We start from the raw sequence: 13,263 nt of genomic DNA, 5'->3' as shown, positions 1-13,263 counted from the left end.
TAGCCCGGTAAGCACCGCGCCACCGGGCACGATGCCGGAGGGCGCGTTAACGCCTTATCCGGCCTACGTAGACGGTCCCGCAATGAATATTGGGATCATTGCATACCCTTTATGCGTACTTTCGCTGCCACCACCAGCGCCGTCAGCAGCATCAGGCTGCCGGAGAGCATCAGGGGCGACAGCAGTCCGAGGTTATCAAGCGCATAGCCTCCCACCGCAGCCCCACAGGTATTGGCAAGCTGGATCACGGCGACCTGGACGGATCCGGCTTTTTCTGCCTGATCGGCCAGCGAGCGAGTGATCCACGTCGACCATCCCACCGGCACCAGCGCAAACGCCAGCCCCCAAACAATCGCAATACCAGCCGCGACCACTTTGTCGCTGCCCCACAGGATCAGTACCAGCGCGCTGAGCGCCAGCACCAGCGGTGCACCGGCTAACGCCAGTTTGACCGAGCGCTTCAAAATCATCGACGAGAACGACGTGCCCACAAAGCTGGCGATACCAAAACTCAGCAGCACCAGCGTCAGGCCATCCACATCAAAGCCCGCCAGATTCATATATACCGGACGGATGTAGGTAAAGAAGGCGAACTGCCCGGCAAAGGACATAAAGATGGCGATCATACCGGCCATCACGCCCGGACGCTGCAGCAGGCTAAACATATTTTGCTTCTGGTGCGACGGCTCACCGGGTAGAGAAGGCAGCGATCTCACCACCCAAATAGTGCACAGCACTCCCATTACCGCCGCAGCATTAAACACGTTACGCCAGCCGATAATACCGCCTAAAAAACTCCCCAACGGCGCGGCAATCACCAGTGCGATAGAGACCGCACCGAAGATAACCGACAACGCTTTTGGCACCGTGCGCGCGGGAACCAGACGCATGGTCAACGACGCCGACATCGCCCAGAAGCCACCGAGCGCCAGCCCAAGACAGGCGCGCCCCACCAGCAGCAGCGTAAAGGAGTTGGCGAATGAGACCAGCAAGCAGGAGAGCGTCAGCAGCACCGAAAACAGGATCACCACATAGCGACGGTCGGTCGCCTGAATGATTTGCGTGACAAACAGGCTCGCAAACATGGCGACAAAGGCCGTCACAGTGACCGATTGCCCGGCAACGCCTTCCGAAATACCCAGATCCTGCGCCATTGGCGTCAGCAAACTGACCGGCAAGAACTCAACGGTTATCAGGCAGGCAACACAGAACGCCACGGCAAATACCGCCGACCAGTTAGGTCGGGCATTCACCTCAGCGCGGGATTTTTGTTCAATAACGTCACTCAATTTTGTAACCTGCGTAGGGTTATTGTAGAAAAGTTACGCAGTGTAACATTAAAAATGTGACGGATTTAACGTTTTAACAACTTTCACCGCCGGACGACGATGACAAGTAGTCACCATCACAAATCAGATATCAGTGCAGCCAGTGAACGCCATCCTCAGGCAGGAAAAGGGCGTTGTAGCGCATCTGAAATGCGTTTATCTCCTGCAGGTCTGGCTCCATTTCACGCAAAAAACCGAGCGCCAGACGCACCTGAGCGTCAGTAATTGGCGCGGCCAGCCGGGCTTTTTGCAGCAAACGATGCCATTGCAGCAGATTCTGTTCGCTGCCATCGACAATGACAATTTGCCAGATCAACAGCACCTGTGCGGCATTTTGCAGATGCGATTCGTCAGGTCGGTGGAGGTACTGCAGAAACGCTTCGCCCTGCGCTTTCCCCATCTGATCGGCCATCGATTCTACCGGCATCACATCAATGCCCAGGCGTTCACTCAACCGGCGCACCGCACGCCGCGCCCCAGACGTCAGCACCCGAAAACCGACAACAAAAACGACCACCAACGTGGCCAGCATTATCCAAATCATGCGCACATCCCTTACCAGACAGGACGCCCATCATAGCGGCAAATTCATCTCTGTCGACGGCCGAACGTGTTAACGCTATTCAGGACGGCGCATAAGGCATAAAAAAGCCCGCCATGAAGGCGGGCAAAGCGTTACCACTACACACTTAAGCGATTTTTAACTGCTGAATTTTTTTCTCGCGGCGGATTTTACGTTCTTCGAAGACAGCCACGATAGCCATCAGGCAGATACAGGCAATCGCGGCGGTGTCCAGCGCGGCGAAGGTGCCTGCCCAGCCGGTCAGGCCGAAGACTGGCGTCCCATCGGCGATCATCCCCAGTCCCAGCTTGGCGAAGCTGTCGCCGATCAGATACGCGAAGGTGCCTTTAATCCCATCGGCGGCGCCGATCGCTTTTTTCGGCACAAAACCCACTGCCGCCACGCCGATCAACAGCTGCGGACCAAACACCAGGAAACCAAGCGCAAACAGCGAGGCCAGATAAATGTACTGGTTGCTGGCGTGCTGATAAACGCCGAGCGTGGCAATAATTAATGCCAGCGCGATACAGGCCACCAGCGCCCGACGGCCGTTCGCCAGATCCGACAGCCAGCCCCACAGCAGCGTGCCGACCAGCGCCCCCACTTCAAACAGGGTAAAGCCCTGAATCGCCACCTCTTTAGAGAGTTTCAGCTCCTGGAAGGCATACACGGTAGACCACTGGTCGATACCGATACGCACCACGTACAGGAAGATGTTGGAGAAGCACAGCAGCCAGATCACTTTGTTTTTCAGCACGTACTCAACAAAGATCTGCCATTTGGTCATTTCGTTTTCTTCGGTCTCTTTGTCCTCTTCGCTTACCTCTTCGCCAAACAGCTCTTCTGCTTTGCCAAGACCATAAGATTCCGGAGAGTCGCTACCATAGCGCAGGCCGATAAAGCCCACGATCAGCGCGATAATCGACGGGAAGATAAACATCCCAATAACGTGGCCGTCGAACAGCACGTTAGCACCGAACAGCGCTACGCCTGCCGCACCCGCGCCGCCGAGGTTATGGGAGATGTTCCACATACCGAGGTAGGAGCCACGTTTACGGCGCGGCGTCCATTTGGTGATGGTCGAATAGCTGCACGAACCGCCGGTACTCTGGAAGAAACCGCTCAGCGCGTAGAAGGCAATCATCAGGTACAAGCTGGTTGTGCCTGGCCCCATGCTGGCGCTAAAGCCGAGCATACAGATGGCCGAGAGGATCAGCATCAGCGGCAGGAACTGCTTGGTGTTTTTGCCGTCAGCGTAGTAGGAGACCAGCGTTTTACCCACGCCGTAGGTGATGGAGAAGCCCAGGCCAATCATCCCCAGCTGCGTCATACTCAGCCCGTAGGTGGTGATCATGTCGTTCTGAGCAATGTTAAAGTTTTTGCGGATCAGGTACATGGTCAGGTAGCCGATGAAAACCACCAGGTAAGACTGCATGAACGGCTTGAACCACATTTTGCGCCGCACATCGAGCGGCAGATCCAGGGTCGGCTTGCGCACCTGGTTTAGAAAGGCCAGCATAGGACACTCCCGAGCTAATTTTTATACCTGCGAATAGCAGGCATTGTAAAAATCAGTCGGGAGAGACGCCTGAGACAGCGTCCAGGCGAAACCGGGAAAATTTCTTAGTTTTGCGCCTCTCAAGGCAAAAAGGTGAGATACATCACGCTTCACTGACGTCGCGCGGCGCCTGAGCATTTAAAAACGGCAGCAACAGCAGCGCGGAAATACCCGCCGCAATGGCGATCACCACAAAGAATCCGGTCCAGTGCCAGACTTCCATCACCTTCGCCAGCGGCCAACCAGAGAGCGATGCGCCAAGATAGGCGAACAGCCCGACAAATCCGGTTGCCGCCCCCGCTGCCTCTTTGTGCGAACACTCCGCTGCCGCCATGCCGATCAGCATTTGTGGGCCAAAGACAAAGAACCCGGTAGTGAAGAAGCACGCCGCCTGCATCACATAACTGGCAAACGGCATCAGCCACAGCGAGCCGACGGAGAGCAAAATCCCGGCGGCAAAAATCAGGTTCATCGGCCCCCGATTGCCGTTAAACAGTTTGTCTGAACCCCAACCTGCCACCAGCGCGCCGATAAATCCACCCAGCTCGAACATCGTTACCGCCGTATTGGCAGTCACCAGATCGACGCCCAACGTCTCCGACATGTACAGATTGCCCCAGTCATTGATTGCCGCACGCACCACGTACACCAGCACGTAGCACAGTGACAGCAGCCAGATATACGGATTCAGCAGCACGTATTTGGTGAGGATCTCTTTGCGGGTCAGCCCCGCCCCTTCCTGCTGTTGAGCGATTTCTAGCTCATCGTGCCGCCAGTCGCCAACCGGCGGTAAGCCGATGGCCTGCGGGCGGTCACGCAGTCGCCAGCAGAGAAAAATCCCGACCACAATCGCCATTGTGCCGGCCATCATCATCCCGGCACGCCAGCCGTAATGCAGCGCGGCGGCGGCCATTACCATCGGAATTAACGCCCCACCGACGTTATGCGCGGTGTTCCACAGCGCCCACCAGCCGCCGCGTTCAGTACGCGAATACCAGGCCGTCAACAGACGGGCGCACACCGGCGATCCCCAGCCCTGGAAAAAGGCATTCAGCGCCCACAGTACGGCAAATGCCCACAGTGAGGTTGAGAAACCAAACAGGATATTCACCACCCCGGTGGCAATCAGTCCGATGCCCATAAAATAGCGGGCATTGGAGCGGTCGCTAACGATGCCGGAGACAAATTTCGACAGGCCATAGGTGATGTAAAACAGCGTTGCCAGCAGGCCAATATCGTTGCGGGTGAGCACACCGCTGGCGAGAATTTCCGGCACCGCGGCGTTGAAGCTTTTACGCGTGAAATAGAACAGCGCATAGCCAAGCCAGATGGTCAGCAGGATATGCCGCCGCCAGTAGCGGTAACGGGCGTCAACCTCATGTTTATCAGTGATAAGCGGCGCATTCGCCGGAGCTTTAAAAAACGTCAGCATCAATGCTCCTTACACGTAGCGCTGAGGCAACGATACACTGACCCGCGTACCGTGCATGCAGGAAATCGAGAGCGAACCGCCAAGGGCCGTAATGCGCTCACGCATGCCGGTCAGACCAAATCCTTGTTGATTCGAGCCCGGCGGCAGACCGCAGCCGTCATCTTCCATCACCAGCATTAACCGTTCATCCTGCTGCCAGGCCTGTAGCGTCACCGCGCTTGCGTTGGCATGTTTCACAATATTATTCAGCCCTTCCTGACAGACGCGAAACAGCGTCACCCGCTGGCTTTCGCTGAGTGCCGACTCGTCGATATGCCAGTCGAGATGACTGACGATGCCACGACTTTCCAGCTCCATTTCGCGCAGCAGCGAGCGAATGGCCTGCTCCAGCGTCAGATCGTCGAGCTGTCGTGGACGCAAGCGACCCAGCAGGCGCCGCACGGAATCATAGACGCCCAGCGAGAGCTGCTCGATATGCGCCCCGCTTTGCTTCACGCCCGCATTCTCCGGGGCCAGCCGCTGGACAATGCCCGCCTGGGTACGAATGGCGGTGATGGTCTGGCCAATATCGTCGTGAAGTTCACGCGCCACGTCGCGGCGCACGCTCTCTTCGGTTTCCAGCAGACGCTCCGCCAGCCGATGGTTACGCGCCAGCTCGTTTTGCAGCGACTGGTTGAGTTCACGCAGACGCTGAATACCGGCACCGAGCAGCAGCCCGGTCAGGCTTTGCGCCAGCAGTGAGAGCAGTAAATCAACGGGATGATCGTGCCAGGTCTGGCTGGCAATCAGCGCGATAGCGTTCATCAGCGTCGCAATCAATGCGCCCTGCCAGCCGTAGTGCCAGGCCAGCGCGATGATCGGCAGCGCCAGGCAAAACGGAGTGAAGCGCGACAGCTCGTCCGGCAAGCCCAACTGGAGCCACAGGCTGACGCTAAACAGCAGCAAGTACCACACCAGATGTCGCCCACGCCAGTTCACCGGCTGGGAGACCACCGCCGGGCCGAGCGGCAGCCAGGTGGTGCTGGTCAGATAGTGCCAGAACACCAGACAGATGGGGGCCAACGTCAGTCCACCGGTCAGCGTCAACAGCAGCGCGCTCCACGCCGCTTCCCCCTGACCCAGCCATGGCAGGGACTGTAACAGCGCCGCCGCCCCAAGCGCAGCCCCCTGCAGCAGCAGGGTGCGCCAGTCGCGCTGATGGCGATAGCGCCAGATCAATGTCACGGGCAGCAGCGTCAGCACGCTACCGATAATCAACAGGGGCAGATGCGCCAACGCCACTTCCTGCGACAGCCAGAAAATCAGCAGCCACTCCGCGCCCAGCAGCACCGGCCAGTAGCCGCGCGGGCATTGCAGCATGATCCCCAGACGCAGGCCAAACGGGAACAACAGCACCGCCAGCTCCGGGCGTTCCACCAGGTGCAGGCTAATGCTCCACAGGCAGAACCAGGCAGCGGAGAAGATAAAGAAACAGGCAACAACGGTGATTAAGCGAGAGAAAAAGGTGTTCATTGCCAGCCGTCAAACATCCGGCGCGCCAGCTCGACGTCGTTACTGACGTTCAGTTTTTCCATCAGATTAGCGCGATGCACGTGCACCGTTTTCGGCGACAGGCCCAGTTCGGCGGCAATCTCTTTCACCGCCATCCCCTGCGCCAGTTTTTCTGCCACCTGACGCTCGCGTTTGGTCAACGGATCCTGACGCCCCGCAGCCAGTTTGACGGCGATATCTGGCGTGAGATAGCAGCCGCCGGTCGCCACGGTGTGTACCGCCGCAATCAGCTCATCAGGGCTACAACGCTTGGAGAGGAAGCCACGCGCCCCGGCGTTTAGCGCCTGTTCCACCAGCGCCGGGCTGTCGTGGACGGAGAGCATTATGATGGCCATGCCTTTGGGGAGCTGGTTTATCAACTCCAGTCCGGAGATATCCGGCATGGAAATATCGCAAATACACACTTGCGCACCACGCCCCGGCAATCCAGCCAGCGCCTCACGCCCCGAACCAAATTCGGCGACCACCTGTAAATCAGGTTCAAGCCCCAGCAACTGCGCAAAGCCGGAACGGACGATAAGGTGATCGTCTATCAGTGCAACGGTGATCATGAGTTTTGTCCTGGCGTGTGGGATGCCTGATGACGCTGTGCTTATCAGGCCTACGGGCAGGAGCCGTGGTAGGCCGGATAAGGCGTTTACGCCGCCATCCGGCAAAGTCGCTTACCTTAACGATATACACTTCGTCGTTCAAGCATTGAACGGATTACTCAAAGAACACGGTGATCTTGTTAAACATCGACGGGTCGGACTGGTTGCGTGCCACCTTCACCACATCTTCCAGTTTATCAATCTGGCTGATCATCTGCTCCAGACGTTGGTCGTCGTTGACCAATAGCCAGATTCGACTCTGGTCGCTGCCCTGAATCGGTAGACAGAGAATGCCCTCCACGTTAAACGCGCGGCGGGCGAACAGGCCGCACACGTGGGTCATAACGCCGGGGTGGTTACGCACGGTGAGTTCAAGAATTACGTTGTCATGTGTCTGCTGTTGCATAGCTTATTCCCCCACCATCTCTGTATTTGCCGCACCCGGTGGCACCATCGGATACACTTTTTCTTCCGCATCGATACGCACGTGGATCAGCGCCGGTCCCGGACGATCAATAATCGCCTGCAATGCCGCCTGCGGGTCGGCTTCGTGGTTTAAATCGCAGGTTTCGAGACCGAAACCGGCGGCAATCTGCATAAAGTTAATCATCCCCGGATAGGTGGCAGCAAACACGCCCTGCTTGTAGAACAGGCTCTGTTGCTGATACACCAGCCCCAGCGCTTCGTTATTCATCAGGATGATTTTAATATCCAACTGATTCTCGCTGGCGGTGGCCATTTCCTGAATATTCATCATCAGGCTGCCGTCGCCGGAGAAACACAGCACTTTTTTGTCCGGATTCGCCAGCGCCGCGCCAATTGCCGCAGGCAGGCCAAAACCCATGGTACCAAGGCCGCCGGAGGTCAGCCACTGGCGCGGACGGTTCAGCGGGTAAGCCTGCGCCGCCCACATCTGATGCTGCCCCACGTCGGTGGTGATGATCGCGTTGTCGTCCACACAGGCAGCAACCGCGTTAATCAGCCCATAATGACTGAGCGGATTTTTTTCCTGCGGGATGGTGCACGGAAATTCTTGCTGCAGGTTGGACACCAGTTGATGCCACTCTTCACGCGGCTGCGCCTCAATTAGCGGGATCAATTGTTCCAGCACCTCATCCACATCGGCCTGAATCGCCACGTGTGGCTGTTTGATTTTACCCAGTTCCGCACGGTCGATATCCACATGGATGATTTTGGCATTCGGACAGAACTGCTCGGTTTTACCGATCGCCCGGTCATCAAAACGTGCCCCCAGAACAATCAATAAATCCGCTTCCTGCAGAATAAAGTTGGTACTGCGCGCGCCGTGCATCCCCAGCATACCTAACGACAACGGATGCATTTTTGGCAGCATGCCAAGCGCCATTAAGGTCATGGTAGTGGGCAGCATCGCTTTTTCTGCCAGCTCGCGCACCCGCTCAGGCGCATTGATAACCCCGCCGCCAAGGTACAGCACCGGGCGTTTGGCTGCGTTAATCATCGCGGCGGCATCACGGATGCTGTCCCGGCTGAACTCCGGCGCCGCCATTTTCTGCGCGGGCTCCGGCAACTCTTCAATTTCAAATTCAGCGGTTTGAATATCCTTAGGAATGTCTATCCACACCGGGCCCGGGCGTCCTGACTGCGCAATGCGAAAAGCGTCGCTCATGACCTGGGGTAATTCATTGATATGGCGGACCAGATAGTTGTGCTTGGTGATGGGGATAGAGATGCCGTAGGTGTCGACTTCCTGGAAGGCGTCGGTGCCGATCATCGAGGCCGGAACCTGGCCGGTGATGCACACCAGCGGGATGGAATCCAGTCGCGCATCAGCAATGGCGGTCACCAGATTGGTGGCGCCCGGCCCGCTACAGGCCATACACACAGCAGGTTTGCCGTCAGTTCGCGCCATGCCCTGGGCGATAAACCCCGCGCCCTGCTCATGGCGCGCCAGGATATGACGGATTTGCGTGCTTTGGCTTAAAGCGTCGTATACAGGGAGAATCGAGCCGCCCGGAATACCGGTGACCACCGAAATTCCCTGGCGCTCCAGGAAATGAACGATGAATTCTGCGCCCGTAAAACGCGTACGCTTGGATGTTATGCCCGAAATTGCCATGCTCCAGTCCTTTTATTCTGGGCCGACTTTCCGGGTGGGTCTCTTAAACGAAAAACCCCGCCCGGTTTGCGCCGGCGGGGTTTTGGAATCGTGTGTTCCGGACCCTACGGCGCATTGCCGACGACCACCACCACACGCACGACGACCACTGCGCGAGATGGCGCAGTTTTTAGTAGGGTCGCAGTCAGCATGGAAGGGTTCATTAGGGACCTTGTCTGTTCGTTGATTAACAGGATTTATACAAACACAGGTTTTTCAGCGTGACAATGGAAAAATTTTCATCTGCGCAAAAATGCGTCAGCGATCACGTTTCATTGTAGATTGTGCAAAAAGAAAAAACCCCGACAGAGCGAGGTTTTTATCAGCGTTGTGCGGTTGGTTGCCGCCGGGCACGCTGTGTTATGTCAACGCAAAAAGTATACGCGTTCCACGAAGAACACGCAATTTCGGCTCGAATTTTGACGTTTTTGAGTATGGCGCAGTCATAATTGAAAGTCCATAAAATACTGTTAATTTATACAGTGATTATCTATAATATCGCCGTACGCAATGTGTTATGCGGGGGCCGCAGAGTAAACCGGCGCAACTAAGTCCTGGCTGAAACGGGTGGTGCCGTCAGCGCCTTAACCCCGTGTGAGCACGCTGTGTTATGTCAACAAAGGTGCTGGCAACAGGCAGCGGCGAGGTACGCCAGCATCGTGCTCCTTGTACCAAAAGGAGAGCGTATGAGCCTCGTGGATATCACCATTCTTATCCTGAAACTCATTGTTGCTGCACTGCAACTGCTTGATGCTGTTCTGAAGTACATTAAATAATTCAGATTCAAGTCGCACCGAAGGGGAGTGGGTAACCACTCCCCTTTCACCGTTGCCCTGGTGCGTGCGCCGCGCCAATATGTTACGTTTTTATGACACACCCAGGGACGAAGACCGCCATGACGCTTTCTGTTTTCTGCATTTTACTGTTCGCCGCACTGCTCCATGCCAGCTGGAATGCCATCGTAAAAGCAGGAAACGATAAGCTGTACTCCGCCATCAGCGTCAGCGGATCGGCGGCGGTCATGGCGTTGATATGCCTGCCTTTTGCACCTCATCCCTCTGCAGCCAGCTTGCCGTACTTAGCGGTCTCAACCGCATTACAGGTGGTGTATACCGTGCTGGTCGCCAAAACCTATCAGGTTTCGGACATGAGCCAGACCTATCCCTTAATGCGCGGTACTGCCCCGCTTCTGGTCGCGATCATCAGCGTTCTGTTTCTCGGCGATAGCCTGTCAATGCTCGCCTGGGTAGGTATCGCCACCATCTGTATGGCGATCCTCGGCATGGCGTTTAACGGGCGCAGCAGCTCGCAGCGGGGAATTGTTTTGGCGTTAATTAACGCCTGTTTTATCGCTGGCTATACGCTGGTGGATGGCACCGGAGTACGACTCTCAGAAACCGCGCTGGGCTATACGCTGTGGACCTTCTTTCTCAACGGATCCTGTCTGCTCACCTGGGCGATGATCGCCCGACGCCGGGAGTCATCACGCTATTTGGCGCAGCAATGGAAGAAAGGCATTTTGGGCGGCATCGGCACTATGGGCTCTTACGGTCTGGCGCTGTGGGCGATGACGCAGGCCCCGCTGGCGGTAGTCGCCGCACTGCGAGAAACTTCCATCTTGTTTGGTGCCCTGCTCGCCTGGCTGCTGCTTAAAGAAAAGGTCGCAGGAATACGCCTTATCGCCGCTGCGGGGATTGCCGCCGGGGCAATATTATTACGTTTATCCTGATCGTAGGGTGCGCATTCCGGCAACATTTATTGCCGTTTTTTGTTTACATTTCCTGCCGCTCCTCCTTTTTCCTTTATAGTGATCAATGTGGTCTTCTTTTTTTAATGTGGTAGATTCCACGCGCATTTACGGGAATGTGCAGCACCTTATTCTTATTTTTTCTCTTTTTTAAAAGTAATCAGCGAAATGAAAAGGCATAGAAGCGTCAATTTGTTGTTGATGTTGGTACTCCTGGTGGCGGTAGGCCAGATGGCACAAACCATTTATATCCCCGCCATTGCCGATATGGCGCGTGAACTCAACGTTCGCGAAGGGGCGGTACAAAGCGTAATGGCGGCCTACCTGCTAACCTACGGTGTGTCGCAGTTGGTTTACGGACCTCTTTCCGACCGCGTAGGGCGCCGTCCAGTAATCCTCACCGGAATGTCTATTTTTATGCTGGCTACGCTGGTCGCCATTACTACCCATAGCCTGACGGTACTGATTATCGCCAGCGCCATGCAGGGGATGGGAACGGGCGTCGGCGGTGTGATGGCACGAACCTTACCGCGTGATCTGTATGAGGGCACCCAACTGCGTCATGCTAATAGTTTGTTAAATATGGGTATTCTTGTCAGCCCACTGTTAGCACCGCTGATTGGCGGCGTGCTGGACACGATATGGAACTGGCGCGCCTGCTATATTTTCCTGTTGATTCTGTGCGCGGGCGTGACGTTTAGCATGGCGCGCTGGATGCCAGAAACGCGCCCTGCAGGTGCGCCGCGTCCACGTCTGATCGCCAGCTACAAAACCCTGTTTGGCAACGGCGCATTCACCTGTTACGTACTGATGCTGATCGGTGGCCTTGCGGGTGTAGCCGTCTTCGAAGCCTGCTCAGGGGTACTGCTGGGCGCAGGATTAGGCTTAAGCAGCATGGCGGTCAGTATCCTGTTTATTCTGCCGATCCCGGCGGCGTTTTTCGGGGCGTGGTTCGCCGGTCGCCCGAACAAGCGCTTCTCAACGCTGATGTGGCAATCGGTCATTAGCTGTTTGTCAGCTGGTTTGATGATGTGGATCCCTGGCCTGTTTGACGTGATGAACGTCTGGACGTTACTGATTCCCGCCGCGCTGTTCTTCTTCGGTGCCGGAATGCTGTTCCCGCTCGCTACCAGCGGCGCGATGGAACCTTTCCCATTCCTGGCTGGTACCGCCGGGGCGTTGGTGGGGGGGTTACAAAATATTGGTTCCGGCGTGCTGGCGTGGCTTTCCGCGATGCTGCCTCAGACCGGTCAGGCCAGCCTGGGTCTGCTGATGACCCTTATGGGTGTATTGATTCTGATCTGCTGGTTGCCGCTGGCGTCACGCGTGTCTCATCAGGAGCAGGCGGTTTAAGCGTGTGATGGCCCGGTTTTTCGCCAGGCTTGTCACATTCAGGCGCAATCATCGTATTCAGTAGCGGCTCCAGCGCCGGACGCCAGGCCCCTTCCTCGCCATCATAAAACTGCGTATCTGTATTAATAGCGTAGGGAATTTTCGCTTTCTTCAGTTCACAGGCCATAAAGCGGGCAAACGCCATCTGTGCAGCAGAAGACCCATTTTTGATCGTCTCTCCCGGCGCCCATCCACCAACCCAACTGACATGGCCGGTCTTCTGCTGCCAGTGAACGGCGCTATTAATGCGGACGCGAATCGCCGCCTTTTCTGCCGCCGTACCCGACGTCCACGGATACTTACCGTTATTTTTTAACGGCCCCCACGGGAAGATATGCCACTCGGCCAGCACGTTGTTCTGACTTTGTGGCGGCAACTTCAGGTTCGACAACTCTTCCGGCGCGGCGCGCAGGCGTGGTGCGACAAAAATCATGCGCTGGGGATAGATGGCGTGAATCATGCGAATCGTTTTGTCATACACCCGATTGAGCGACACCTGATTATGATTAAGCTTATCCGCAGGTTCGTAGATCAGGTCAAAACCCAGTAACGGCGAGCCTTGACCAAAGTAATGCGCCACTGCCACCCACCAGTTAATCACCTCTTTTTCGTTGCTGGCACTGGGGTCTTTTTTATATTCATCCGCCTGATAAGCAATAATCGGGATCACGCCATAATGCTCGCAGGCTTCCACCAGCTTACGCAGATGGATAAGCCGGGCCTCCGTTGGCTCTCCGACAACACGAATACGTACGTGGGCGATCCCCTTCGCCTGAAAGTCCCGTACCACCAGCGGGTCGAACTCGCGGATACCCCGTTCTGTGCGCGCCCAGTCCACATCCATCCCTACGCCCAACTGCTGTGCATAGTGCGCCGCCGTCAGCGGAGGTTGTGCCGCATAGACGGTAGTGCAGGCGACCAACAACAGGGAAACAAGCGGCTTTAACACGGTGTGTCCTTAGGCAA

Annotated in this window: 13 protein-coding genes and 1 pseudogene; 4 read left to right on the top strand and 10 right to left on the bottom strand. The window is 56.4% G+C overall.

From position 1 onward, the window contains the following. Nucleotides 1-95: 95 nt before the first annotated feature. The 6 genes from nepI to uhpA all read right to left on the bottom strand — a co-directional run bounded on the left by nepI (nucleotide 96) and on the right by uhpA (nucleotide 6,982). Entirely contained in the window at nucleotides 96-1,289 is a 1,194-nt protein-coding gene (gene nepI, locus IMQ48_RS18210; RefSeq protein ID WP_196210131.1) for a purine ribonucleoside efflux pump NepI, read from the bottom strand. Between the two features lie 130 nt (nucleotides 1,290-1,419). Next, nucleotides 1,420-1,872, bottom strand: coding sequence for a DUF1198 family protein (locus IMQ48_RS18205; protein WP_196210130.1), 453 nt, complete (start codon nucleotides 1,870-1,872; stop codon nucleotides 1,420-1,422). A gap of 145 nt (nucleotides 1,873-2,017) precedes the next feature. Then, on the bottom strand, nucleotides 2,018-3,409 hold the full coding sequence (uhpT, locus tag IMQ48_RS18200; protein WP_196210129.1) for a hexose-6-phosphate:phosphate antiporter: 1,392 nt from the start codon (nucleotides 3,407-3,409) through the stop codon (nucleotides 2,018-2,020). Between the two features lie 142 nt (nucleotides 3,410-3,551). Beyond that, the gene (locus IMQ48_RS18195) at nucleotides 3,552-4,880 is read right to left on the bottom strand and encodes an MFS transporter (RefSeq protein ID WP_196210128.1); all 1,329 of its coding nucleotides are present in this window, start codon (nucleotides 4,878-4,880) and stop codon (nucleotides 3,552-3,554) included. A 9-nt stretch (nucleotides 4,881-4,889) separates the two neighbouring features. Continuing rightward, the gene (uhpB, locus tag IMQ48_RS18190; RefSeq protein WP_196210127.1) at nucleotides 4,890-6,392 is read right to left on the bottom strand and encodes a signal transduction histidine-protein kinase/phosphatase UhpB; all 1,503 of its coding nucleotides are present in this window, start codon (nucleotides 6,390-6,392) and stop codon (nucleotides 4,890-4,892) included. Beyond that, entirely contained in the window at nucleotides 6,389-6,982 is a 594-nt protein-coding gene (gene uhpA / locus IMQ48_RS18185) for a transcriptional regulator UhpA (protein WP_196210126.1), read from the bottom strand. The genes uhpB and uhpA overlap by 4 nt, the downstream gene beginning before the upstream one ends. A 22-nt stretch (nucleotides 6,983-7,004) precedes the next feature. Between uhpA and IMQ48_RS23230 the strand changes: the two are divergent. Next, nucleotides 7,005-7,100: pseudogene (locus IMQ48_RS23230) on the top strand (hypothetical protein); the annotation flags it as partial. Nucleotides 7,101-7,136: 36 nt separating this feature from the next. Here IMQ48_RS23230 and ilvN read toward each other — a convergent pair. The 3 genes from ilvN to ivbL all read right to left on the bottom strand — a co-directional run bounded on the left by ilvN (nucleotide 7,137) and on the right by ivbL (nucleotide 9,322). Further along, entirely contained in the window at nucleotides 7,137-7,427 is a 291-nt protein-coding gene (gene ilvN / locus IMQ48_RS18180; protein ID WP_045448917.1) for an acetolactate synthase small subunit, read from the bottom strand. 3 nt (nucleotides 7,428-7,430) lie between these two features. Beyond that, nucleotides 7,431-9,119 (bottom strand): acetolactate synthase large subunit, encoded by a 1,689-nt coding sequence (gene ilvB / locus IMQ48_RS18175; RefSeq protein ID WP_196210125.1) that lies wholly within the window; start codon nucleotides 9,117-9,119, stop codon nucleotides 7,431-7,433. A 104-nt stretch (nucleotides 9,120-9,223) separates the two neighbouring features. Next, entirely contained in the window at nucleotides 9,224-9,322 is a 99-nt protein-coding gene (ivbL, locus tag IMQ48_RS18170; protein ID WP_096759014.1) for an ilvB operon leader peptide IvbL, read from the bottom strand. A gap of 522 nt (nucleotides 9,323-9,844) precedes the next feature. Here ivbL and tisB point away from each other — a divergent pair. The 3 genes from tisB to emrD all read left to right on the top strand — a co-directional run bounded on the left by tisB (nucleotide 9,845) and on the right by emrD (nucleotide 12,258). Further along, nucleotides 9,845-9,934: a type I toxin-antitoxin system toxin TisB gene (gene tisB / locus IMQ48_RS18165; RefSeq protein WP_115257124.1), complete on the top strand. Its 90-nt coding sequence runs from the start codon at nucleotides 9,845-9,847 to the stop codon at nucleotides 9,932-9,934. 119 nt (nucleotides 9,935-10,053) lie between these two features. Then, complete coding sequence (locus IMQ48_RS18160; protein ID WP_196210124.1) at nucleotides 10,054-10,887, top strand: DMT family transporter; 834 nt, start codon at nucleotides 10,054-10,056, stop codon at nucleotides 10,885-10,887. A 186-nt stretch (nucleotides 10,888-11,073) separates the two neighbouring features. Next, complete coding sequence (emrD, locus tag IMQ48_RS18155; protein WP_196210123.1) at nucleotides 11,074-12,258, top strand: multidrug efflux MFS transporter EmrD; 1,185 nt, start codon at nucleotides 11,074-11,076, stop codon at nucleotides 12,256-12,258. Here emrD and IMQ48_RS18150 read toward each other — a convergent pair. Then, nucleotides 12,185-13,246 carry a cellulase family glycosylhydrolase gene (locus IMQ48_RS18150; protein WP_196210122.1) on the bottom strand — a complete coding sequence of 354 codons (1,062 nt, stop codon included), beginning with the start codon at nucleotides 13,244-13,246 and terminating at the stop codon, nucleotides 12,185-12,187. The two genes, emrD and IMQ48_RS18150, sit on opposite strands and share 74 nt — an antisense overlap. Between the last annotated feature and the right edge of the window lie 17 nt (nucleotides 13,247-13,263).

The sequence above is a fragment of the Citrobacter sp. Res13-Sevr-PEB04-36 genome, from assembly GCF_015672735.1.
GTDB lineage: Bacteria > Pseudomonadota > Gammaproteobacteria > Enterobacterales > Enterobacteriaceae > Citrobacter.
Note: the sequence above shows the minus strand (reverse complement) of the source record. Positions and strands in the feature narration are given on the sequence as shown.

What these genes read in the sequence shown, in the direction of transcription:
- IMQ48_RS18205 (WP_196210130.1), bottom strand. Translation starts at nt 1,872, where the DNA reads ATGATTTGGATAATGCTGGCCACGTTGGTGGTCGTTTTTGTTGTCGGT.
- uhpT (WP_196210129.1), bottom strand. Translation starts at nt 3,409, where the DNA reads ATGCTGGCCTTTCTAAACCAGGTGCGCAAGCCGACCCTGGATCTGCCG.
- IMQ48_RS18195 (WP_196210128.1), bottom strand. Translation starts at nt 4,880, where the DNA reads ATGCTGACGTTTTTTAAAGCTCCGGCGAATGCGCCGCTTATCACTGAT.
- uhpB (WP_196210127.1), bottom strand. Translation starts at nt 6,392, where the DNA reads ATGAACACCTTTTTCTCTCGCTTAATCACCGTTGTTGCCTGTTTCTTT.
- uhpA (WP_196210126.1), bottom strand. Translation starts at nt 6,982, where the DNA reads ATGATCACCGTTGCACTGATAGACGATCACCTTATCGTCCGTTCCGGC.
- ilvN (WP_045448917.1), bottom strand. Translation starts at nt 7,427, where the DNA reads ATGCAACAGCAGACACATGACAACGTAATTCTTGAACTCACCGTGCGT.
- ilvB (WP_196210125.1), bottom strand. Translation starts at nt 9,119, where the DNA reads ATGGCAATTTCGGGCATAACATCCAAGCGTACGCGTTTTACGGGCGCA.
- ivbL (WP_096759014.1), bottom strand. Translation starts at nt 9,322, where the DNA reads ATGAACCCTTCCATGCTGACTGCGACCCTACTAAAAACTGCGCCATCT.
- tisB (WP_115257124.1), top strand. Translation starts at nt 9,845, where the DNA reads ATGAGCCTCGTGGATATCACCATTCTTATCCTGAAACTCATTGTTGCT.
- IMQ48_RS18160 (WP_196210124.1), top strand. Translation starts at nt 10,054, where the DNA reads ATGACGCTTTCTGTTTTCTGCATTTTACTGTTCGCCGCACTGCTCCAT.
- emrD (WP_196210123.1), top strand. Translation starts at nt 11,074, where the DNA reads ATGAAAAGGCATAGAAGCGTCAATTTGTTGTTGATGTTGGTACTCCTG.